Below are 22,941 nucleotides of genomic sequence, written 5' to 3'. Positions count from 1 at the left end.
TGGCGACCTTTTAGTGACGTGTATTGCCGCCCCGATGACCGTGTTGAAATATCTCCAGGCTTATCCCGCTACCTTGCAGGATCAGGTGCGCCAGCTGATCGCCGACGGTCGGCTGGGCGATTACCTGAGCCAGCGTTACCCGCAAAAGCATGGGGTGCAGAGCGACAAGGCGCTGTACACCTATGCCCTGGACCTCAAGCAGGAATACCTGCGTAATGCGCCGGCCATCGACAAGGTGCTGTTCGACAACCGCCTGGACCTGACTCATCGCGCGCTCGGCCTGCATACCACGATCTCCAGGGTGCAAGGCGGAAAACTCAAGTCCAAGAAGGAAATCCGCATCGCTTCGCTGTTCAAGGAAGCGCCTTGCGAGTTCCTGAAAATGATCGTGGTGCATGAGCTGGCGCACTTCAAGGAGTCGGACCACAACAAGGCCTTCTACAAACTGTGCGAGCACATGCTGCCGGGTTATCACCAGGTGGAATTTGATGTGCGGGTGTACCTGACGTGGCGGGATCTGTAGGAGCTGCCGCAGGCTGCGACCTTTTAAGGAGCATTGGATGGACGTGAGCAAGACCAAGAGCAGCTTCTACCGCCGGTTGTACGTGGCGTACCTGATCGACAGCGGGCTGGCCAGCAGTGTCCCGGCGCTGACCGAGGTCACCGGCATGCCCCGGCGCACGGCACAGGACACCATCGCGGCGCTGGCGGATCTGGATATCATTTGTGAGTTCGAGCAGGAAGAGGGTGCGCGCAACCATGCGGGGCGCTATCGGATTCGCGAGTGGGGGGCGATTGATCGTGGGTGGATCGAGCGTAATCTGCGGCAGATCAAGGCAGTGCTGGAGTATCCCTGAGATTTGCGGTGCCTGAACTGACGCCATCGCGAGCAGGCTCGCTCCCACAGTTGAATTGAGCTGTGAACACGATCCAGTGTGGGAGCGAGCCTGCTCGCGAAAGGGTCTTCAAGGACGACGCATCCCAATGTGTGGAATGCCATCTTCCACATATTCCTCACCTGCCACGACAAAACCATAACGCCCGTAATACCCCTGCAAATGCGCCTGGGCCGAGAGGTAGACCGGCAGGCCGGGCCAGTATTTCTCGATCTGTTTCAACGCCTGATCCATCAGCTCATGCCCCAGGCCTGCACCGCGTGCCTGCGGGGCAATGATCACCCGCCCGATCACTACATCGCCGCCCTGTGATTGCGGGTCGAGCAGGCGCAGGTAGGCCACCAGCCGGTTACCGTCCCAGGCCATCACGTGGCAGGTGTCGCCTTCCAGGTCCTGGCCATCAATATCCTGGTAAACGCATTTTTGTTCGACGACGAACACTTCTGCACGCAGCTGTAAAATGGCGTACAGCTGCTCCTTGCCCAGGTCGCTGTGGTGTTTGCAGATCCAATCGACTGTCATGTTTTGATTCCCTGAAAACGTCGTTCCGATACTAAGCGCAGTCACGCCAGAAGTCTTTATGGCGGAAGAATCTGTGACATAGGCCAAAATGCCATCATTCATTTCTCGCGCGGATGTCTTCTTTGTGTAATCTGGATCGAAGCGCTGTGCTGTGGCTTCGATGAGCTAATGTTTCGTACCCGGGTCTTGTCAGTACGAGGCCTTGGGGTTCTGGCTGAAAACACGTTGGGCAATCCGCCCGCTAAGGATTTTCTGGCATGCCGCGATTGCATCGAGCTTTTGCCTTGATTGGATTGCTGTTGCTGGTTCAGGGAGCAGCGGCAGAAAAACTGCGGTTGGTCGCTGATGCCTGGCCCCCCTTTACCGATTCCACGCTCGTCAACGGTGGTTTGGCCACGGATATTGTCAGTACCGCGCTCGCCAGGGCCGGCTATGCCAGTGAGTTTGAACAAGTGCCCTGGGCGCGGGCCTTGATGGGTGTGGGCGAGGGCCGCTACGACGTGCTGGTCAACGCCTGGTACAACGACGAACGTACAAAACTCGGCCAGTTTTCTGGCGAATACCTGCTCAATCGCGTACGGTTTCTCAAGCGTAAAGACGCGCCCATCGAGTTCAACGACCTGCAGCAATTGCACACATATCCGATTGCCATCGTGCGCGGTTACGCCTATTCGCCCGCGTTCGACAACGACGACTCATTGCAGAAAATCCCGGTGCACAGCTTCGCCATGGCAGTGCGCATGGTCGCGGCCGGCCGGGTCAAGCTGACGCTGGAAGATGAATTCGTCGCCCGCTACTACCTGGCCCGTGAGTCACCCAAACTGCGAAACGCCGTGGAGTTCCTGCCCAAGGCATTGAGCGAGAACAGCCTGCATATCATGGTCAGCCTGAAGAATCCCGAGCATGCACGGATCGTCACCGGTTTCGACCGGGAGATCGCGGCGATGAAGGCGGACGGGAGTTATGACAAGTTGATGAGGCAGCATGGGATGTAAGTGAGTTGATCCAGATTTTTTGCTGTTACTGATGGCCTCWTCGCGAGCAGGCTCGCTCCCACAGTAGATCTTCAGTCGACACAAGTTTTATGAACACCAGAGCCCCTGTGGGAGCGAGCCTGCTCGCGAWGAGGCCCGCTCAGACACCACAGATCTCAATCCTCACTCGTATCCTTGATCAGATGCGCCGCCAACGTCCTCAGCGGGCCCAACTGCCGACAAATCAGCGCCAGTTGCGTCTGCACCAACCGCTGCCCCTCATCGATTTCATCGGGCATCTGTTCCAGCTCATTGGCCAGAGCTTCTTCCTCATCGCTTTGAATCGCAATTGAGGATTTGCTCGCCAGCCCATGGGCGATTTCGTCGATGCTCGCAGCCAGTTTCACCCCGGCTCCGTCGATCAAATGTTCATGCACGTCCGCCGGCAGTTGGGTTTCCCGGTGTGCGCCCAGGCCTGACAGATAGCTCAGTAGCGTGTGCGACAGCACCAGGAAGCGGAATCCGACATCCGCTTCCTTACGGAAATGCCCAGGCTCCATCAGCATATTGGCCAGTGTGGTCGACAGCGCCGCGTCGGCGTTGTGCGCATTACGGCGGGCCAGGCGGTAAGCCAGGTCGTCGCTTTTGCCCGCAGCGTATTGCTGCATGATCTGACGCAAGTAAATGCTGTTGCAGGCCAGGGTGTTGGCCAGCACTTTGTTCAGGCGTCGGCCCTGCCAGTCCGGCAGGAACAGGAACACCGCCAGCCCGGCGATCAGGCTGCCGAGCAAGGTATCGAACAACCGGGGCAGGAACAGTCCGTACCCGTCACCCACCTGGTTGAAGCAGAACAGCACCATCAGGGTGATCGCTGCCGTCGCCAGGGTGTAGCGGGTGGTGCGGTTGGTAAAGAACACCACTCCGGCGGCGATGGCGAAACACGACTGGATCAGCGGGTTCGGGAACAGGTCGAACAGCGCCCAGGCCAGGGTCAGGCCGATGGCGGTGCCGATGATCCGTTGACCGAGTTTGCGGCGGGTGGCGCCGTAGTTCGGTTGGCAGACGAACAGCGTCGTGAGGATGATCCAGTAGCCTTGGGACGGGTGAATCAAATGCACCATGGCATAGCCAATGCTCAAGGCCAGGGGCAATCGCAGGGCATGGCGGAACAGCAGCGAGGTTGGCGTCAGCTGCGTGCGCAAGCGAAGCCACACGTCCTTGAGGCTGCGCGGCGAACGGTCGAGCAAGCTGCTGTCGGTGGCGTCGGCCAGGGCGTCGGGGTTGCTGGCATCGCTGAGCAAGCGGTCGAGAGTGCCAAGGTTGGCAGCCAGTGCCCGTAGTGAACGCAGCAAGCCGCGCCAGGCCGGGTTGCTCTGGATGCGCAGGTGTTCGAGAGAAGCATCCAGGTCGCTCAGGGCCTCGGCGAAACTGGCGTCATAGGTGAACGGCTGGCGCATCTGGAACGATTCGGCCAGGGCCCGGCAGGCCTTGCCTTGCTGACGCAGCAGGCGTTGGCAGCGGAACAGCACGTCGCTGYGGAAAAACGCTTCTGCGAGTGCGTTGTACGGATAGTGTGAAGAGCTGGCGCGCTCGTGAATGTCCTGGGCGAGGAAGTACAGCTTCAGGTAGCGGCTGACTTTCGACCCCGGGCGACCGTTACCGACCCGGTGCAGGATGATTTCCTTGGCAGCGTTCAATGCCGCCACCACCCGACCGTTCTGCTGGGCCAGCTCCAGGCGCCGTGCTTCCACGTCCATTTGCCGGATCGGCTCGAACAGCAAGGATTTCAGCTTCAGGTAAAAGCCCAGTTCGCGGAACAGGCGCGCCAGGCTCTGCTGCACCGGCTGATTGGAAAACAGCGCCTGCCACAACACCGAGAGCAGACCATACCAGGCGGCACCGGCCACCAGCAGTACCGGCTCGTGCCAGACATCGATGACCGCGCCGCCGCGCTGGTCCACGCCGATCATGGTGTAGACCGACAGAATCAGTGTCGCCGAGGCAATCGCGCCATAGCGTTCGCCGAGGGCGCCGAGCATGGTCAGGCAGAAGGCGGCCAGGGCGAAGGCGATGATAAACAGCCAAGGGTAGGGGAAGAGCAGTTCGACGGACAGGGCGGCGACAGCGAAACACACCAGCGTCACGGCCAGCGCGTTGAGGCGGCCCTGCCAACTGTCGTCGGTTTCGGCCAGGGCACTGGCGATAATCCCCAGGAACAACGGGATCAGCAGGCCCATTTCATCCTGATACCAACACAGCGCCATGGTGCCGGTCAGGGCAATGAATACCCGCACGCTGTAGCTGRATTTATCCAGCGCCCAAAGGCGCCGCAGAGTCTGGCGGAACGAAGTCGATGACATGAAATGCGAAGGCCTTCCGAGGCAATGACGCTAAATTGAGCCACTAATGACGCCGACGCAATGGCGTCGATCACATCAGACAGCAAAATCTGTTCCTTGTCAGGCACTACAAACCCCTGTGGGAGCGAGCTTGCTCGCGATAGCGGCCTGTCAGTCAACATCTCTGTTGAATGTTATGGCCTCATCGCGAGCAAGCTCGCTCCCACAGGGATTGTGTGGATTTTTGAATCAGACGTACTGCGCAGCGGCGTAGCCCGAAGCCCACGCCCACTGGAAGTTGAACCCGCCCAGATGCCCGGTCACGTCAAGCACTTCGCCGATGAAGTACAGCCCCGGGCTTTTCAGCGATTCCATGGTCTTGGACGACACTTCATTGGTGTTGACGCCACCCAAGGTCACCTCGGCGGTGCGATAGCCTTCGGTGCCCGCCGGCACGACTTTCCAGCTCGCCAGTTTTTCCGCGATATCGGCCAGTTCCGCGTGGGTGTACTGTTTCATCGGTTTGGACACGAACCAGTTGTCCGCCAACAGATTGGCCATCTTCTTGGTGAAGATTTCCCCGAGCAGGGTTTTCAGCTCGCTGTTGGGACGTTCGGCCTGTTGCTGTTGCAGCCAGTTTGGTACGTCGTGGTCGGGCATCAGGTTGATCTCGACGGTATCGCCGGATTCCCAGAATGACGAAATCTGCAAAATCGCCGGGCCGCTGAGGCCGCGGTGGGTGAACAGGATGTTCTCGCGGAAGCTCTGTTCATTGCAGCTCACCAGGCAATCCACCGACGTACCGGACAGCTCGGTGCACAAGGCCTTGAGCTGGTCGGTGATGGTGAACGGCACGAGACCGGCGCGGGTCGGCAGCAGCTCGTGGCCGAATTGCCTGGCGACCTGGTAGCCGAAACCGGTGGCGCCCAGGGTCGGGATCGACAGGCCGCCAGTGGCGATCACCAGCGATTCGCACGTTATCTGGTCAAGCGATGTGTCCAGCAAATAGCCCGTTTCGAGCTTCTCGATGGTCTGGATCGATGTGTCCAGATGCAGGTTGACGCCGACCTGGTCGCACTCATTCAGGAGCATTTCGAGGATGTCGCTGGATTTGTTATCGCAGAACAACTGGCCGAGTTTTTTCTCGTGGTACGGCACGCCATGCTTGGCCACCATGCCGATGAAATCCCATTGGGTGTAACGGGCCAGGGCGGATTTGCAGAAGTGCGCATTCTGCGAGAGGAAATTGCTCGGCTCTGTGTACATGTTGGTGAAATTGCAGCGACCACCGCCCGACATCAGGATTTTCTTGCCGGCCTTGTTGGCATGGTCGAGCAACAGCACCTTGCGCCCGCGCCCGGCGGCGGTCAGTGCACACATCAACCCTGCGGCGCCAGCGCCAATGATCACGACTTCGGTAGAGCGCAAAACGGTGTCCTCTAAATGTGTCACCACAAAAACTATTGTGGGAGCGAGCTTGCTCGCGATGAGGTCGGCACATTCAACATAGATGTTGTCTGACAGTCCGCCATCGCGAGCAAGCTCGCTCCCACAGGGATATGCGTCGTTCTTACAGGATACGAACGCGCAACGCACGGCCCTTGATCTTGCCGTCGTTCAGGCGCTGCAAGGCCTGCTTGGCGACGCCGCGCTCCACGGCCACATAGGCCTGGAAGTCGAAAATCGCGATCTTGCCGACCTGGGCACCGGGGATACCGGCGTCACCGGTCAGTGCGCCAAGAATGTCGCCCGGGCGAACCTTGTCCTTGCGGCCGGCAGCGATGCACAGGGTGCTCATCTGCGGCAGCAGCGGGCCACCACCCTTGGAGGTGAGGTTGTCCACCTGATCCCAGGTCAGCGGCGTCTTCTGCAATTGCTCGATGGCTTGTGCGCGCTGTGCTTCGGACGGCGCGACAAGGCTGATCGCGAGGCCTTTCTCACCGGCACGACCGGTACGGCCGACACGGTGGATGTGGATTTCCGAATCACGGGCCAATTCGACGTTGATCACCATGTCCAGGGAATCGATATCGAGGCCGCGCGCGGCCACGTCGGTCGCCACCAGCACCGAAGTACTGCGGTTGGCGAACATCGCCAGTACCTGGTCGCGGTCACGCTGTTCCAGATCGCCGTGCAGGCCGACGGCGGAAATGCCTTTGGCGGTCAGGTGGTCGACGGTTTCCTGAACCTGCTGCTTGGTGTAGCAGAAGGCCACGCAGGAGGCCGGGCGGAAGTGGCCAAGGACCTTGGTCACCGCACTCATGCGGTCGTCCGGGGAAATCTCGTAGAAGCGCTGCTCGATCTGCGTGTCGTCGTGGAACGCCTCGGCCTTCACTTGCTGCGGGTTACGCATGAACTTCGAGGCCAACTGCTTGATGCCTACCGGGTAGGTGGCGGAGAACAGCAGGGTCTGGCGACGCTCCGGGGCCTGCATGATGATTTCTTCGATGGAATCGTAGAAACCCATGTCGAGCATGCGGTCGGCTTCGTCGAGGATCAGGGTGTTGAGGCCGTGGAGTACCAGCGAGCCCTTGCGCAGGTGCTGCTGAATACGGCCCGGGGTGCCGACGATGATGTGCGCGCCGTGTTCCAGCGAAGCGATCTGCGGGCCGAGGGACACGCCGCCGCACAGGGTCAGGACCTTGATGTTGTCTTCGGCACGGGCCAGGCGACGGATTTCCTTGGCGACCTGGTCAGCCAGCTCGCGGGTCGGGCACAGGATCAGCGCCTGGCAACCGAAGTAACGCGGATTGATCGGGTTCAGCAGGCCGATGCCAAAGGCAGCGGTCTTGCCGCTGCCGGTCTTGGCCTGGGCGATCAGGTCCATCCCCTTGAGGATCACCGGCAAGCTTTGCGCCTGGATCGGCGTCATCTGGGCATAACCGAGGGAGTCGAGGTTAGCCAGCATGGCGGCGGACAGCGGCAAAGTATTAAATTCGGTGGCGATGGTGGTCACGGGACTGGCCTGCAAAACAAAATGTCGCGCAGTGTACCAGTCCGATGGCCATTCGCCCTAAGGTTCGATGTGCTCTTCCGGACGCTTGACGCGCCGTCCGTCTTCCCGGGAGAGCTGGGAAAAGATCGTTGCAGCCAGCATTGCCATGATTCCAACCGTCACGAACGTTAGTTGAAAGGCGCCCAAAACCGTCTCCACGCCGTCATTGCCGATCTCCGCCGTAAAGCCACCGAGCAATGCACCCGCGCAGGCCACGCCCAGGCTCAGGGACAATTGCGCGACCACCGACAGCAGGCTGTTGCCGCTGCTGGCGCTGGCGTCGTCGAGGTCGATCAGGGTCACGGTGTTCATCGCGGTGAACTGCAAGGAGTTGATCGCCCCGAGGATCGCCAGCAGGCACAGCAGCAGCCAGTACGGCGTCTGCTCACTGACCAGACCCATGCTCGCCAGCATGATCCCCAGCGCCAGGGTGTTGCCGGTGAGCACGATGCGATAACCCAAACGCTCGATCAGCGGCCGCGCGACCCACTTGGCGATCATCGCCGCCGCCGCCAGCGGCAACATGCTCATCCCGGCCTGGGATGGCGAATAGCCCAGCGCCACTTGCAACAGCAACGGCACCAGAAAGGGCAGGGCGCCGCTGCCGAGGCGGGCGAACAGGTTGCCGAGAATGCCCACGGCAAAGGTCCGGGTCTTGAACAGCGACGGCGCGAACAGCGGGTTGTCGATATGCCCGGCGCGCAGCCAGTACGCCGCCAGGCACGCCATGCCGCCGAACAGCAGCAACATCACCCGCAAATGCGGCAGGTGCAGTTCGCCCAGGCCTTCCATGGCGATGGTGATCAGAATCATCGCCGCGCCGAACAGCACGAAACCCAGGCTATCGAAACGGGTGCGCTCGGTGCCGCGAAGGTCGGGGATGAATTTCCACACGGCGTAGCAACCGACCAGACCCACTGGCAGGTTGATCAGGAAGATCCAGTGCCAGGTCAGGTATTGCACCATCCAGCCGCCCATGGTCGGGCCGATCAAGGGGCCGAGCAGCCCGGGAATGGTGATGAAGCCCATGATCCGCACCAGTTCCGAACGCGGGTAGGCGCGCAACACCACCAGCCGCCCGACCGGCAGCATCAACGCGCCGCCCAGGCCCTGGATCACCCGGGCACCGATCAGCATGCTCAGGCTGCTCGACAATGCGCAGAGCAGCGAGCCGAAGCTGAACAACAGAATCGCACTGAAAAAGATCTTTCGGGTGCCGAAGCGATCGGCGATCCAGCCCGAAGCCGGGATCAGCAAGGCGACGGTGAGCATGTAAGCGATGATCACACCCTGCATGCGTAATGGGTCTTCGGCCAAGTCGCGGGCCATGGCTGGCAGGGCAGTGTTGAGAATCGTCCCGTCGAGGGACTGCATGAAGAAGGCGATTGCGACGACCCACGGCACCCAACGGGCGGTGACAGCGTCGAGAGGTGGGCGGTTGGGCATGGGACCTCTTGTCAGTGTGAGCTTTACTCCGTTCCTGTAGGAGCGAGCTTGCTCGCGATGAATGTGAAGGCGATGCATTTTTCCAGGCAGCACGCGTCATCGTTCACGACCATCGCGAGCAAGCTCGCTCCTACAGGGGCATGCGTGTTTACAGTGTCAACGTTAGTCGGCTGACCAACGCCCCCGGCAACAACGCCGAAGCCGTCGCCCGCTGGCTATAGGTACTCGCCGACAACAGCAACTCCCGCTCCTCGGTCAACGCTTCCAGCTGCGAACCAAGCAGGCTGAAGGCGCTGTCATCGAAGCGCATGGTGCTGACCGGTGCCTGGATCTCGCCGTTCTCGACCCAGAACGTGGCAAAGCGGGTCATGCCGGTCAGGCGTGCGGCCGGTTGATCCGAGAAGTTCAGGTACCACAGGTTGCTGATGTACAGCCCTGTGCCCAGTTGCTTGAGGATCTCCGCGTCAGGCAATGCCCCGGCTTTCATGTTCAGCGCACTCGGTGATTCACCGCCGCTGGCGCCGTTGGCGGTCAAACCGTATTCGGCGGCGCTGCGCGAGCTGACCAGCTGTGCCCCGGCCTTGCCATCGACGATCAACCCCAGATCGCTGCGCGGATAACCCTCATCGGAAAACGCCGGGCTCAGCGAGCCGCTGACTTTTTCATCCAGCGAGATCAGCGGGCTGAACGCGCTGTCGCCACCGTAGAGCTTTTGCAGCGGGCTGCTTTTGCTGGCAATCGACTGTGCCGAGAAACCACCCCAGCACAGCATGCCCATGATTTCTTCCAGCGCCGCCGGTGCCAGGTAAGCGCGGTATTTGCCGGGCGCCAAAGTGCGTAGCGGCCGACCCAGAAACTCAAGCTGCTCGCGGGCTTGCTGGAAGCGTTTGGCAAAGCCTTCGCTGCTCCAGTCGTGCCCGGCGTAGCTGGCTTTCACGGCCTGGCCGTTCTCGTGGAACAGGCTGAAGTCGAAGTTGAAACTGTTGGCCTGATGCCAGCCGAAGGCGCCCGAAGAGCTGGCAAAGCCACGACTGATCGGGCCGGCAGCGTAGAAACCGACAAGATCCAGACCTTCGGCGGCCTGGGTGATTTGCGCGACCACCTGCTCGGTGTCCGGCAGCGGATGCGACTGTACGTTGTTGCTCTGCCAGCCGTTGTGGTTGAGCAGCAGGTACGGGTCCGGAGGCAATAGCGGCAGGGTTTCACGCAACTGTTGCAGACCTTCGCTCAGGCGCTGCGCATCCACCTGCGGATCGCCTGCCAGGGTGATGTGCAGGTCGGCATGCCGGCCTTCGTTGATCAGTTTCAGGCCGATACTCGCCTGCTGCACCTGACCGGCCTGACGCACCTTGGCGTGGTTGAAACGCACGAAGGCCGACGACTCGGCGGCGTAGCTGAGGGTGAACTGCTCGGGCTCGTGAAGCGCTGCACGCAGGCTGTTGACCAGCGCCCTGAACGACGCGGACTGGCTGTTTGAAGGATTCATCAGGCGTCTCCTCCGAATACATCAACGTTGCTGAACACACAGGCCGGTGACGCGTGGCCGACGCGGATCACCTGGTTCGGTTCGCCCTTGCCGCAGTTCGGTGTGCCGAGGACCTTGAGGGTACTGGCATCGCCGACGGCGCTGAGGCTTTTCCAGAACTGCGCGGAGATGCCCCTGTAATTGGGATTCTTCACCACGCCCTTGAGTTCGCCGTTTTCGATCAGTTGGCCCCATTCGCAGCCGAACTGGAATTTGTTGCGCGCATCGTCGATCGACCAGGAACGGTTGGTCGACATCAGCACGCCGTGTTCGATACCGCCGATCAGCTGTTCGATGGACTGATCACCGGGCTCGATGTTGAGGTTGGCCATGCGGTCGATCGGCGGGCGGTTCCAGCCGCAGGCGCGGCTGTTGGCGACGCCGTCCATGCCGGCCCGGAATTGCGACAGCGCACCACCCAGCGGGCGCAGCAACAGGCCTTCACGGATCAGGAACTGTTTGCTGGCGGGCGTGCCGTCGTCGTCATGGCCGTAGCTGGCGAGCTCCTCGGGGACGTCCGGGTCGAAGGTCACGTTGAGCAGGCCGGAACCGTATTGCAGGCGGCCGAAATCGCAGGCTTTGACGAAACTGGTGCCGGCGTAGTTGCGCTCGTCACCGAGGATGCGGTCCAGCTCCAGCGGGTGGCCGATGGACTCGTGGATTTGCAGCATCATCTGGTCGGGCATCAGCAGCAGGTCGCGCTTGCCTTGCGGGGTGTTCGGTGCCAGGAGCAATTGCAGGGCCTGATCGGCCACCTGGGCACCGGCACCGATCAGGCCGCAGCGGCTGATGACGTCCGCCGCGCCTTGCTGGCCGAAGTTCTCGCGGCCCAGGCTGCGGGTCTGGCTGTCGTTACCATCGTAGGCCGTGACGTCCAGGCCGGGGTAGACAAAGCGTTGGGCCTGGCGCAGTTCGGCACCGGCGCTGTTGAGGTAGATCTGCTCGACGTGGGTGATGCCGAGGCTGACCTGCCAGTTCACCAGGCGCTCGTCCTTGGGTACGGCGGCCGACTCGGTGCCAAGCAGTTGGTAGCAGTCGCTCAGGGACGGGAACGCCTGGTCGAGGTTGGGCGAAAAATAATCGGCGCGGTCGCTGGAAACAGCCTGCTCGCGCAGGTCCAGCAAGGCGTGGGGCTTGAGTCGACGGGCCTGGAGTTCGGCGCGTTCGAGGGCAGCTTGCAGGCCCTGTTGCGACAGGTCGTTGGTGGCCGCATAGGCCTCGACGCCATTGACCCGCACGGTCAGCATCGCCCCTTCGTCACGGCTCAGGCTTGGCGGTTCGGCGACGTTCTTGCGCACCGACAGGTACTGCCCGGATTCGCGCACATAACGCAGGGAAAAGAATTCAGCACCCGTGCGCAAGGCAGCGAAGCGCTGCTTGAGCTGGGGGTAGAAATCGAACATTCGTGAACCTCCTGGGTATGGAGTGGCGGTGGAGCGGTGCTGCGAGGGGAGGGGTGAAACGATTGCGTGGCGCTAGATTAGGCCTGCGAGGGGGGAGGATCAAGTTTGGATCTGTGGAGGAGGGATTACTGGGAGCTGTGTGTTGTTTGTTCGGGCGCCATCGTCGGAACGCCGCCCGGAGCAAGCTCGCTCCCACAGGGGGCTCGGTTGGATCACAAATCTGCAATCCAACCCGAAACCTGTGGGAGCGAGCTTGCTCGCGATAGGTTCGACGCGGTTTGTCGCCTTATGCAGTCTGGCTCAATTCCCGCACCGGCTTGCCCTTCACCGGCGCTTCACCCGCCACATAGTAAGTGGCGGTGCTGCGCGGCAACGGCTTGCGGCCACGGATCTTGTCGGCGATTTTCTCGGCCATCATGATCGTTGGTGCATTCAGGTTGCCGGTGGTGATGATCGGCATGATCGACGCATCGACCACACGCAAGCCTTGCATGCCATGCACGCGACCTTCGCCATCGACCACGGCCATTTCGTCGGTGCCCATCTTGCAGGAGCAGGACGGGTGGAACGCGGTTTCGGCGTGCTCGCGGATGAACTTGTCCAGTTGCTCATCGCTCTGCACGTCGATGCCCGGGCTGATCTCGCGACCACGGAAGGCGTCCAGTGCAGGCTGCTGCATGATTTCACGGGTCAGGCGGATGCCGTCGCGGAATTCTTGCCAGTCCTGTTCGGTGGCCATGTAGTTGAACAGGATGCTCGGGTGCTGGCGCGGGTCCTTGGACTTGGCCTGGATGCGACCGCGGCTTGGCGAACGCATGGAGCCCATGTGCGCCTGGAAGCCGTGCTCTTTCACACCGTTGCTGCCGTTGTAGTTAATCGCTACCGGCAGGAAGTGGTACTGGATGTTCGGCCATTCGAATTCCGGACGGGTGCGGATGAAACCGCCGGCTTCGAACTGATTGCTGGCGCCGATGCCGGTGCCGTTGAACAGCCATTCGGCACCGATGGCCGGCTGGTTGTGCAAGAGCAGCGACGGGTACAGCGAAACCGGTTGGGTGCAAGCGTATTGCAGGTACAGCTCAAGGTGATCCTGCAGGTTTTCACCGACGCCCGGCAGGTCGTGGACCACCGGAATATCGAGCTTGTTCAGCAACTCGGCCGGGCCGACGCCGGAGCGTTGCAGGATCTGCGGCGAAGCGATGGCGCCGGAGCACAGCAGCACTTCCTTGCGCGCCTTGACCTCAACGCGCTCTTCTGCGGCACCGACCAGGTAACGCACGCCGACTGCACGCTTGCCTTCGAACAGGATCTTGTCAGTCAGGGCGTGGGTGACGATGGTCAGGGTTGAACGTTTCTTGGCCACGTCCAGGTAGCCGCGGGCGGTGGAGGCACGACGACCCTCCGGCGTCACGGTGCGGTCCATCGGGCCGAAGCCTTCCTGCTGGTATCCGTTCAAGTCTTCGGTACGCGGGTAACCGGCCTGCACGCCGGCTTCAACCATGGCGTGGAACAGCGGGTTGTTGCCGGCTTTCGGCGTGGTCACGCTGACCGGGCCGTCGCCACCGTGGTAGTCGTTCGGGCCGATGTCGCGGGTTTCCGCTTTACGGAAGTACGGCAGGCAGTCCAGGTACGACCAGTCCTCAAGGCCTGGCAGTTTCGCCCAGCCGTCGTAGTCCATGGCGTTGCCGCGGATGTAGCACATGCCGTTGATCAGCGAAGAGCCACCCAGGCCCTTGCCGCGACCGCACTCCATGCGACGACCGTCCATATGTGGCTCAGGATCGGTTTCGTAGGCCCAGTTGTAGCGACGGCCTTGCAGCGGGAACGCCAGGGCGGCCGGCATTTGCGTGCGGAAGTCCWAGCGGTAGTCCGGGCCGCCCGCTTCGAGCAGCAGGACGGTGACGCCTGCGTCTTCGGTCAGACGGGTCGCCAGGGTGTTACCGGCCGAGCCGGCACCGATGATGATGTAGTCGAATTCTTGGGACATTGAATGCACCCTCTTTGATGTGGGTCAGGTCGAGCCTCGATGAGTGCTGCGCACTCAATCGCGAGCAAGCTCGCTCCTACAAGGGATCGGGGCTCCCACAGGTTTGGCGAACGACGCCAAACCTGTGGGAGCGGGCTTGCCCGCGAAGAGGCCCTCGCAGGCAATACAAGACTCGGGTCTTAGAACACCGAGACGTAATCGCCCAGCTCGACCTGTACCGATTTGATGCGGGTGAAATTGTTCAGCGAGCTGATGCCGTTCTCACGGCCGACACCCGACTGCTTATAGCCGCCAACCGGCATCTTCGCGTCGGACTCGCCCCAGGCGTTGATCCAGCAGATACCGGCTTCCAGTTGATGAATCACGCGGTGGGCGCGGTTCAGGTCCTTGGTGACGATACCGGCGGCCAGGCCGAAGTCGGTGTCGTTGGCGCGCCGGATCACTTCTTCTTCGGTTTCGTAGGTGAGGATCGCCATCACCGGGCCAAAGATTTCTTCACGGACGATGGTCATGTCGTCGGTGCAGTCGGTGAACACGGTCGGGGCCACGAAGGCACCTTTGGCGAATTCGCCGTCGGTCAGACGCTCGCCGCCGCACAGGACGCGGGCGCCTTCTTCCTTGCCCTTGGCGATGTAGCCCAGCACGCTTTCCATGTGCGCAAAGCTGACCAGCGGACCGAAGTTGGTGTTTTCGTCTTGCGGGTTGCCGATGCGGATGCGTGCAACGCGCTCAACGATCTTGGCTTCGAAAGCGGCTTTCAGGTGGGCCGGTACGAACACGCGAGTGCCGTTGGTGCAGACCTGGCCAGAGCTGTAGAAGTTGGCCATCATCGCGGTGTCGGCGGCGCGATCGAGGTCGGCGTCGTCGCAGATGATCAGCGGCGACTTGCCGCCCAGTTCCATGGTCACGTCCTTGAGCGACGAGGCCGAAGCGCTGGCCATGACTTTCTTGCCGGTGTCGGTGCCGCCGGTGAACGAGACTTTCTCGATGCGCGGGTGTTCGGTCAGCCAGGTGCCGACTTCGCGGCCGCTGCCAGTCAGGACGTTGAACACGCCGTTTGGCACGCCGGCTTCGGTGTAGATCTCGGCCAGTTTCAGGGTGGTCAGCGAGGTGACTTCACTTGGCTTGAAGATCATCGCGTTACCGGCCGCCAGGGCAGGTGCGGATTTCCACAGGGCGATCTGGATCGGGTAGTTCCACGCGCCGATACCGGCCACGATGCCCAGCGGCTCGCGACGGGTGTAGACGAACGAAGTGGTGCGCAGCGGAATCTGCTCGCCTTCGATGGCCGGTACCAGGCCTGCGTAGTACTCCAGCACGTCAGCGCCGGTGACGATGTCGACGTAGCGGGTTTCGGAGTAGGCCTTGCCGGTGTCCAGGGTTTCCAGGGCGGCCAGTTCGTCGTTGCGCTCGCGCAGGATTTCCACGGCGCGACGCAGGATGCGCGAACGCTCCATGGCGGTCATCGCGGCCCAGATTTTCTGGCCCTTTTCGGCGCTGACCACAGCGCGCTCGACGTCTTCCTTGGTCGCACGTTGTACTTTTGCGAGGACTTCACCGTTAGCCGGGTTGATGGCTTCGAAAGTGGCGTCGCTGCTGGCGTCGCTGTACGCACCATCGATGTAGAGTTTTTGCAGTTCGAAACGGGCCATAAAGTCCTCGCAAGAGCATTAAGTGGTTGGCACGGTCCGGTGGTTGAGCGTTTATGTGTGCTCTAACTCACCCGCTTGGCCAGTTGGATATCCATGTATTCGTAAGCAATCTGTTGCGCCTGCCCGGTGTCGAAAGCATCTCCCGACAGCGCGCCGCGCAACCACAAGCCGTCGATCAACGCTGCCAGGCCTCGGGCGGCGCTGCGCGCATCATTGAGCGGCAGCACGCGGCGGAACTGGCAGCACAGGTTGGAATACAGACGGTGATCGTTGATCCGCTGCAACCTGTGCAAAGACGGCTGGTGCATGCTGGTGGCCCAGAAGGCCAGCCAGGTTTTCATTGCCGGGCCATTGACCTGGCTAGCATCGAAGTTGCCCTCGATGATCACCTGCAGATGCGCCCTCGGGCTGTCATCTTTCAGCGCCTGTCGGCGCAGGGTGACGTTCTCGCTGAGGACGGTCATCAGGTACCCCATGGTGGCGGCAATCAGGCCGTTCTTGTCCTGAAAGTAGTGACTGATGATGCCATTCGAGACACCGGCCAAACGGGCGATCAGCGCAATGCTGGCGTCCCCCATGCCGACCTGATCGACGGCCTGCAAAGTGGCTTCGATCAATTGCTGGCGGCGGATGGGTTGCATACCGACCTTGGGCATCTTGCACATCTCCTTAGGCCTTCCGGTGGGCGTAGAACGGCTACCGGGTTGAGGCCAGTCTATTTTGTTTTGATTGAACGTTCAATCAACAAAGAATAAGATCTGCGACAAATCGTCGCTGCCTACAGATTTTTCCTACATGTAGCGGCGGAAAAAACGACTTCCGAAACTGCTCGAAACCTACGCGCTGCGGCGCTCCAGGGGTTTCGGGCTTTTTTCGGGCTGTCTTTATATCACCCGCCGGTCGGCTGCCCACTAACCGATTGGTCGGGTAACTCGTTTGTCTTGCGTTCTTCTCTCGCACTGCCCGGAGCATCTGTGCCATGAGTTCTGCCTCGCTAATAAAGACCCCACCCGAGAAGGTGACGGTCAACGGTTGGGTGTTCTACACCTCTACCGCGTTGATTCTGTTGTTGACCGCCATTCTGATCATCGCCCCGCAAGAGGCCGGCAGAATGCTGGGTACGGCGCAAGCCTGGTTGTCCCGCAGCTTCGGCTGGTACTACATGGTGGTGATTGCCGCCTACCTGATTTTTGTCGTCGGCCTGGCGTTTTCGTCCTACGGCAAACTCAAGCTCGGCAGCAAGGACGATACCCCGGACTTCAGCTACGGCGCCTGGGCGGGGATGCTGTTCTCGTCGGGTATCGGCATCTCGTTGCTGTACTTCGGCGCGTCGGAGCCGCTGGATCACTACTTCAACCCGCCGGAAGGCGTGGCCGGCAGCAACCTTGCCGCCCGTCAGGCCGTGCAGCTGACATTCCTGCACTGGGGCCTGCACGGCTGGGCGATTTACGCATTGGTCGGTCTGGCCGTTGCCTACTTTGCCTACCGGCATAACCAGCCGCTGGCGTTGCGTTCGGCGTTGTATCCGCTGGTGGGCGAGCGTTGGGTCAAGGGCGCGGCCGGGCATGCGGTGGACGGCTTCGGCATGTTCGTGACCCTGCTGGGGCTGGTGACGAACCTGGGGATTGGTTCGCTGCAAGTGTCGTCGGGGCTGGAAAACCTGTTCGGCATGGAACACAGCAACACCAACCTGCTGATCGTGATCATCGTGATGAGCACCGTGGCGACCATTGCCGCTGTGTCCGGGGTGGAAAACGGCATCCGTCGCCTGTCCAACCTCAACATCGTTCTGTTCAGTGGCCTGCTGATTTTCGTCCTGTTGTTCGGCCCGACCCTGCACCTGCTCAACGGCTTCGTACAGAACGTCGGTGACTACCTGAACGGCGTGGTGCTGAAGACTTTCGACCTCTATGTGTACGAAGGCGACAGTGAGAAGTCCGACCGCTGGCTGGGCCTGTGGACCCTGTTCTACTGGGCCTGGTGGATTTCCTGGGCGCCATTCGTGGGCATGTTCATCGCGCGTATTTCCCGTGGTCGTACCGTGCGCGAACTGGTCGCCGGCGTGCTGCTGATTCCGCTGGGCTTCACCCTGGCGTGGTTGTCGATCTTCGGTAACTCGGCCCTGGACCTGGTGATGAACCACGGGGCGGTAGAACTCGGGAAGACGGCGCTGGAACAGCCGTCCATGGCGATCTACCAGTTGCTGGAGCATTACCCGGCGTCGAAGGTGGTGATCGGCGTGTCGATCTTCGTTGGTTTCGTGCTGTTCCTGACCCCGGCGGACTCCGGTGCGGTGATGATGGCCAACCTGTCCTGCAAGGGTGGCACCGTCGATGAAGACGCTCCGCACTGGTTGCGGATCTTCTGGTCGGCGGTGATCACCCTGGTGACCATCGGCCTGCTGTTCGCCGGCAACTTCGAAGCCATGCAAACCATGGTGGTGCTGGCCGGTCTGCCGTTCTCGGTGGTGCTGGTGTTCTTCATGTTCGGCTTGCACAAGGCCATGCGCCAGGACGTGCAGATCGAACAGGAGCAAGCGGAACTGGCGGCACGCGGTCGCCGTGGTTTCAGCGAGCGCTTGACCCAGCTGGACCTGCAACCGAGCCAGTCGGTGGTGCAGCGTTTCATGGWCAAGCACGTCAGCCCGGCACTGGAAGATGCCGCCGTGCAAATGCGTGCTCAAGGTCTGCAAGTGCAGACGCTGCTGGGCAAGTCCAAGCGCTGCATGGGCCTGCGCACCGAGATGGAAGAGGGTAATCCGTTTGTCTACGAAGTGAGTCTGGACGGTTACCTGGCCACGCCAACCGAATCGGCTCAGTCCGATGAGGCACGTCAGCGTTACTACCGTGCCGAGGTGTATCTGCACAACGGCAGCCAGGACTACGACTTGATGGGCTTCACCCAGGATCAGATCACCCGTGACGTGCTCGATCAGTTTGAAAGCCATCGGCAGCTCCTTGGCCGGGTTTATAGCTAAGAAGTGAGTGGCGCGGTGTATCAGTTGCACCGCGTCGCCGCTTGAAAAGATCGCAGCCTTCGGCAGCTCCTACGCCGAATGCATTCCCCTGTAGGAGCTGCCGAAGGTTCGGGCCGCGTTCGGACGATCTTTTGATCTTTCTACAAACAAAAACGCCGCGATTCTCTCGCGGCGTTTTTGTGTCTGTTGCCTTATTTACCCCAGGTTCTTGCCGAGCAGTGCGTGATACAGCTCGCTGTCGCCAAGAATCCCCACCACCTTGTTGTTGTCATGCAGCACCAGCTTGTTGCCGGTCTGATAACGAATCTGCAGCGCATCGCGCATGCCGATGTTCGAGTCCACCAGGGTTGGTCGACGACCCAGGCCTTCAACGGCCTGACCCGGTACCCAGTTCTGCAAGTCCAGGGCAGATCCGTTCTGGCGAGCGCCCTTGATGGTGTTGCCTTCGGCCAGGTCCAGCCACGAATCGCCACCCGGATCGAGGCATACCGAACCGTTGATGCGTTTGCAGTTGTCCAGGGTACGCATCAGGCTGCGACCGCACAGTACGTTCAGCGGGTTGGTGTGAGCCACGAAGGTCCGCACGTAGTCGTCCGCAGGGTTGAGGACGATTTCTTCCGGCTTGCTGTACTGGATGATCCGGCCGTCTTTCATGATCGCGATACGGCTGCCGAGTTTCAGCGCTTCATCAAGGTCGTGGCTCACGAAGACGATGGTCTTGTGCAGCTTGCGTTGCAGTTCCAGCAGTTCGTCTTGCAGGCCCTGGCGGATCAGCGGGTCGAGTGCCGAGAACGGTTCGTCCATCAGCAGAATGTCGGCGTCCATCGCCAGTGCGCGGGCCAGGCCCACGCGTTGTTGCATACCACCGGACAGCTCGTTGGGTTTCTTGTTGCGCCACTGGGTCAGGCCCACCAGCTCAAGCTTGTCGTCCACCAGTTTGCGGCGTTCTTTCTCGGGGCRACCCTGCATTTCCAGGCCAAAGCTGATGTTTTCGCGAACGGTCAACCAGGGCATCAGGGCGAACTTCTGGAACACCATCGCAATGCGCTTGGTGCGCATCATTTTCAGTTCTGCCGGCGTGCACGAGGCAATGTCGATCTGCTTGCCTTCGTGCTCGACGAACAGCTTGCCGCGGCTGACGGTGTTGAGGCCGTTGATGCAGCGCAACAGGCTGGACTTGCCGGAGCCGGACAGACCCATCAGTACGCAGATTTCACCTTTTTCGATATCCAGGCTGGCCTTTTCAACGCCGACAATCTGCCCGGTCTTTTTCAGGATCTCGTTGCGGGTCATGCCTTGATCCAGCAGCTTGAGTGCCTCGCGTGGATCCTTGGAGAAGATAACGTCAACGTTATCGAAGCGAATTATGCTCATGCGTCACCCCCTACTTTGGCGTCGGGTTGTTTGCAGATACGGTCGAGCATGATCGCCAGCAGTACGATCGCCAGGCCTGCTTCGAAGCCCAGGGCGATATCAGCGGTGTTCAGTGCGTTGACCACCGGTTTGCCCAGGCCATCGGCGCCCACCAGTGCTGCGATCACCACCATCGACAACGACAGCATGATGCACTGGGTGATACCGGCCGCGATGCTTGGCATGGCGTGGGGCAGTTCGATCCGCGAGAGCAGCTGACGTCGCGAGCAGCCAAAGGCCTTGCCGGCGTCCATCAATTCTTCCGGAACATCGCGGATACCCAGGTAGGTCAGGCGGATGGGCGCGGCAATCGCGAACACCACCGTGGAGATCAGGCCCGGGACCACACCCAGCCCGAAGAGGGTGAGGGTAGGAATGAGGTACACGAAGGTCGGTACGGTCTGCATCAGATCGAGTACCGGACGCATTAAAGTATAGAACATCGGCTTGTGCGCGGCGACGATGCCCAGCGGCACGCCGATGACCACGCAGACCAGGGTGGCGAACAGCACCTGGGCGAGGGTTTCCATGGTCTCCTGCCAGTACCCCAGATTGAGGATCAGCAGAAAGGAGGCAACGACAAACGCGGTCAGACCCCATTTGCGTTGAATGTAGTGTGCCAGTAGTGCGATTAGGCCGATCAGTGCCAGCGGGTTGAACCAGGTCAGCGCAAACGTCACGCCGTGGATCATCGTTTCCAGTGTCACGGCGATTGCGTCGAAGGTGCTGGCGCCGTGTTGCGTCAACCATTCAACGAAGCGCGCGATGTACTGGCCTAGGGGTATTTTCTGATCAATCAGCATGGTAGTGAACGTCCGCATGCAAGGAAATAAACAGCCCGGGCAGGCGAACCTGCCCGGCATAAGCGATTACTGCAGTTTGGCTTTCACGGCCTCCAGGCCAGGTTTACCGTCAATGGTGGTCACGCCAGCGAGCCAGGTATCGAGCACCTGTGGATTCTTTTTCAGCCAGGCCTTGGCGGCCGCGTCAGGCTTCATCTTGTCGTCCAGGATGTTGCCCATCAGTTCACTTTCCATGTCGACGGTGAACTCCAGGTTCTTCAGCAACTGACCAACGTTGCCGCACTCCTGCGCGTAACCCTTGCGGGTGTTGGTCGCCACGGTGGCGGCACCGAAGTCCGGGCCGAAGAAGTCATCACCACCGGTCAGGTATTGAATCTTGAAGCGCTTGTTCATCGGGTGCGGCGCCCAGCCCAGGAACACCACGGCGGTGTCGCGTTTCTGTGCGCGGTCGACCTGCGACAGCATGCCGGCTTCGGAGGATTCGACGACTTTGAAACCGGCGGCCTTCAGGCCGAAGGCATCTTTGTCGATCATGCTCTGGATCAGACGATTGCCGTCGTTGCCAGGCTCGATGCCGTAGATCTTGCCATCGAGCTCTTTCTTGAACTTGGCGATATCGGCGAAGTCATGCAGGCCCTTGTCGTACAGCGCCTGAGGGACGGCGAGGGTGTACTTGGCGCCCTTGAGGTTGGTGCGCAAGGTTTCCACGGTGCCGGCATCGCGGTAGGCCTTGATGTCGTTTTCCATGGTCGGCATCCAGTTGCCCAGGAACACGTCCATGTTCTTGCCGTCGGCCAGGGACTTGTAGGTCACGGGTACGGAAATCATGGTGGTCTTGGTCTTGTAGCCGAGGGCGTTGAGCACGACGCTGGTGGTCGCGGTAGTTGCGGTGATGTCGGTCCAGCCGACATCGGAGAAGTTTACGGTACTGCATTGTGCCGGTTCTGCGGCTTGCGCCAGAACCGGCAGACTAAGCATGGCGGCCAACAACAACGACGGGGAACCTTTCATGGATGGACTCCTTGGTGTTTTTTTTGGCAGTGTTCCGACTGGACCACCGCACTTATAGGTTGCGGTTGGATGGCGTTCTGGAGACAGCTCTACCACGTCGCCTTGCAATCGAGTCGATATGATCATGTACCAGTGAAAATCTGACGCCTACAGGGTGCGTCGTATCCAGTACAGGGATGGTCGCATCCAGTGTCGGTGACGTCGTTTACAGATTTTTTCAGCCCGATTTTCCCCTCTGAACCGCAAAAAAACGGCGAAAACACAGCGTAAAAGACACGCGGCGCTGGTGGGCATGAGTGCGTCGGTTAGAGACGTCGAACAACTGGATAAAAGCTTGATGATGCGGTCATCCCGGCGGATTGCAGCTTGAGCGTAGCAGCTCCGTCACCGTGCGCTTTCGCGTGCGCAGTGGGCCTATCCAGGAGTTCGGCAGTAATGGCTATCAGTGTTTTCGACCTGTTCAAAATCGGCATCGGCCCTTCCAGTTCACACACCGTAGGGCCCATGCGGGCGGCGGCGTTGTTTGTGCAGGGCTTGCGCGAGCGCGGGCTGCTTGAGCAGGTGCGACGTGTTGAAGTCCAGCTGTTCGGCTCGTTGTCGGCCACCGGTATCGGCCACGGCAGTGACAACGCGGTGATCATGGGCCTGATGGGCGAGTGGCCGGATGCGATCGATCCGTCGCAAATCGGCATACGTATTCAGGCCCTTCGCGAGACCGATACGCTGCTGCTCGACAGTCGCTTGCCGGTGCCCTTCATCTGGGCCCGGGACATGCGCCTGATCGACGAGAACCTGCCATTCCACCCCAACGCCATGACCCTGATTGTCGAGGGCGTTGACGGCGAGTTGCATCGCGACACCTACTATTCGGTCGGCGGCGGTTTTGTCGTCGATGAGGCACAGGCCTCCAGCGGTGTCGTCGACCTCGACCGCACCGTGTTGCCATATGACTTTTCCAGCGCTGCCGAGCTGCTGGAACTGTGTAAAAAACATAACCC

The 22,941-nt window shown here is 60.7% G+C and carries 18 protein-coding genes; 5 read left to right on the top strand and 13 right to left on the bottom strand.

Going from position 1 to position 22,941, the window contains the following annotated elements; translation table 11 throughout:
- Positions 1–34 precede the first annotated feature (34 nt).
- Entirely contained in the window at positions 35–523 is a 489-nt protein-coding gene (locus AC1DVH_RS02235) for a YgjP-like metallopeptidase domain-containing protein (protein WP_102699232.1), read from the top strand.
- A 37-nt stretch (positions 524–560) separates the two neighbouring features.
- Positions 561–857: a winged helix-turn-helix domain-containing protein gene (locus AC1DVH_RS02230; RefSeq protein ID WP_090178776.1), complete on the top strand. Its 297-nt coding sequence runs from the start codon at positions 561–563 to the stop codon at positions 855–857.
- Positions 858–965: 108 nt separating this feature from the next.
- On the opposite strand, the gene AC1DVH_RS02225 is transcribed toward AC1DVH_RS02230, so the two are convergent.
- The gene (locus AC1DVH_RS02225; RefSeq protein WP_477752457.1) at positions 966–1,418 is read right to left on the bottom strand and encodes a GNAT family N-acetyltransferase; all 453 of its coding nucleotides are present in this window, start codon (positions 1,416–1,418) and stop codon (positions 966–968) included.
- A gap of 257 nt (positions 1,419–1,675) precedes the next feature.
- Between AC1DVH_RS02225 and AC1DVH_RS02220 the strand changes: the two genes are divergently transcribed.
- Positions 1,676–2,413, top strand: coding sequence for a substrate-binding periplasmic protein (locus AC1DVH_RS02220; RefSeq protein ID WP_477752456.1), 738 nt, complete (start codon positions 1,676–1,678; stop codon positions 2,411–2,413).
- Positions 2,414–2,568: 155 nt separating this feature from the next.
- On the opposite strand, the gene yccS is transcribed toward AC1DVH_RS02220, so the two are convergent.
- From yccS to betI, 9 genes are all read right to left on the bottom strand, one after another.
- Entirely contained in the window at positions 2,569–4,752 is a 2,184-nt protein-coding gene (yccS, locus tag AC1DVH_RS02215; protein WP_477752455.1) for a YccS family putative transporter, read from the bottom strand.
- Positions 4,753–4,980: 228 nt separating this feature from the next.
- A complete protein-coding gene (locus tag AC1DVH_RS02210) occupies positions 4,981–6,159 on the bottom strand; it encodes a BaiN/RdsA family NAD(P)/FAD-dependent oxidoreductase (RefSeq protein ID WP_477752454.1) in 1,179 nt (392 codons plus the stop codon).
- Positions 6,160–6,301: 142 nt separating this feature from the next.
- Positions 6,302–7,639: an ATP-dependent RNA helicase DbpA gene (gene dbpA / locus AC1DVH_RS02205; protein WP_477752507.1), complete on the bottom strand. Its 1,338-nt coding sequence runs from the start codon at positions 7,637–7,639 to the stop codon at positions 6,302–6,304.
- Between the two features lie 105 nt (positions 7,640–7,744).
- Positions 7,745–9,172 (bottom strand): multidrug transporter subunit MdtD, encoded by a 1,428-nt coding sequence (mdtD, locus tag AC1DVH_RS02200; RefSeq protein ID WP_477752453.1) that lies wholly within the window; start codon positions 9,170–9,172, stop codon positions 7,745–7,747.
- 148 nt (positions 9,173–9,320) lie between these two features.
- Complete coding sequence (locus AC1DVH_RS02195) at positions 9,321–10,658, bottom strand: TldD/PmbA family protein (RefSeq protein ID WP_477752452.1); 1,338 nt, start codon at positions 10,656–10,658, stop codon at positions 9,321–9,323.
- On the bottom strand, positions 10,658–12,100 hold the full coding sequence (locus AC1DVH_RS02190) for a TldD/PmbA family protein (RefSeq protein ID WP_477752451.1): 1,443 nt from the start codon (positions 12,098–12,100) through the stop codon (positions 10,658–10,660). The genes AC1DVH_RS02195 and AC1DVH_RS02190 overlap by 1 nt, the downstream gene beginning before the upstream one ends.
- 286 nt (positions 12,101–12,386) lie before the next feature.
- On the bottom strand, positions 12,387–14,087 hold the full coding sequence (gene betA / locus AC1DVH_RS02185; protein ID WP_477752450.1) for a choline dehydrogenase: 1,701 nt from the start codon (positions 14,085–14,087) through the stop codon (positions 12,387–12,389).
- 179 nt (positions 14,088–14,266) lie between these two features.
- Positions 14,267–15,739, bottom strand: a complete 1,473-nt coding sequence (gene betB, locus AC1DVH_RS02180; protein WP_477752449.1) for a betaine-aldehyde dehydrogenase — start codon at positions 15,737–15,739, stop codon at positions 14,267–14,269.
- A gap of 62 nt (positions 15,740–15,801) precedes the next feature.
- Entirely contained in the window at positions 15,802–16,395 is a 594-nt protein-coding gene (gene betI, locus AC1DVH_RS02175) for a transcriptional regulator BetI (protein WP_477752448.1), read from the bottom strand.
- Between the two features lie 380 nt (positions 16,396–16,775).
- Between betI and AC1DVH_RS02170 the strand changes: the two genes are divergently transcribed.
- Complete coding sequence (locus tag AC1DVH_RS02170; protein WP_477752506.1) at positions 16,776–18,716, top strand: BCCT family transporter; 1,941 nt, start codon at positions 16,776–16,778, stop codon at positions 18,714–18,716.
- A 195-nt stretch (positions 18,717–18,911) separates the two neighbouring features.
- Here AC1DVH_RS02170 and choV read toward each other — a convergent pair whose 3' ends face one another.
- The 3 genes from choV to AC1DVH_RS02155 form a co-directional block, all read right to left on the bottom strand.
- On the bottom strand, positions 18,912–20,090 hold the full coding sequence (gene choV / locus AC1DVH_RS02165; protein WP_477752447.1) for a choline ABC transporter ATP-binding protein: 1,179 nt from the start codon (positions 20,088–20,090) through the stop codon (positions 18,912–18,914).
- Entirely contained in the window at positions 20,087–20,932 is an 846-nt protein-coding gene (choW, locus tag AC1DVH_RS02160; RefSeq protein WP_477752446.1) for a choline ABC transporter permease subunit, read from the bottom strand. Before choW ends, choV begins: the two co-directional genes overlap by 4 nt.
- Positions 20,933–20,998: 66 nt before the next feature.
- On the bottom strand, positions 20,999–21,943 hold the full coding sequence (locus tag AC1DVH_RS02155; protein WP_046039346.1) for a choline ABC transporter substrate-binding protein: 945 nt from the start codon (positions 21,941–21,943) through the stop codon (positions 20,999–21,001).
- 435 nt (positions 21,944–22,378) lie between these two features.
- Here AC1DVH_RS02155 and AC1DVH_RS02150 point away from each other — a divergent pair.
- A partial coding sequence (locus AC1DVH_RS02150; RefSeq protein ID WP_477752445.1) for a serine dehydratase beta chain occupies positions 22,379–22,941 on the top strand: 563 nt, incomplete at its 3' end.

This window comes from Pseudomonas sp. P4_C3 (assembly GCF_056402075.1).
This window is presented reverse-complemented; position numbering and strand designations above follow the sequence as displayed.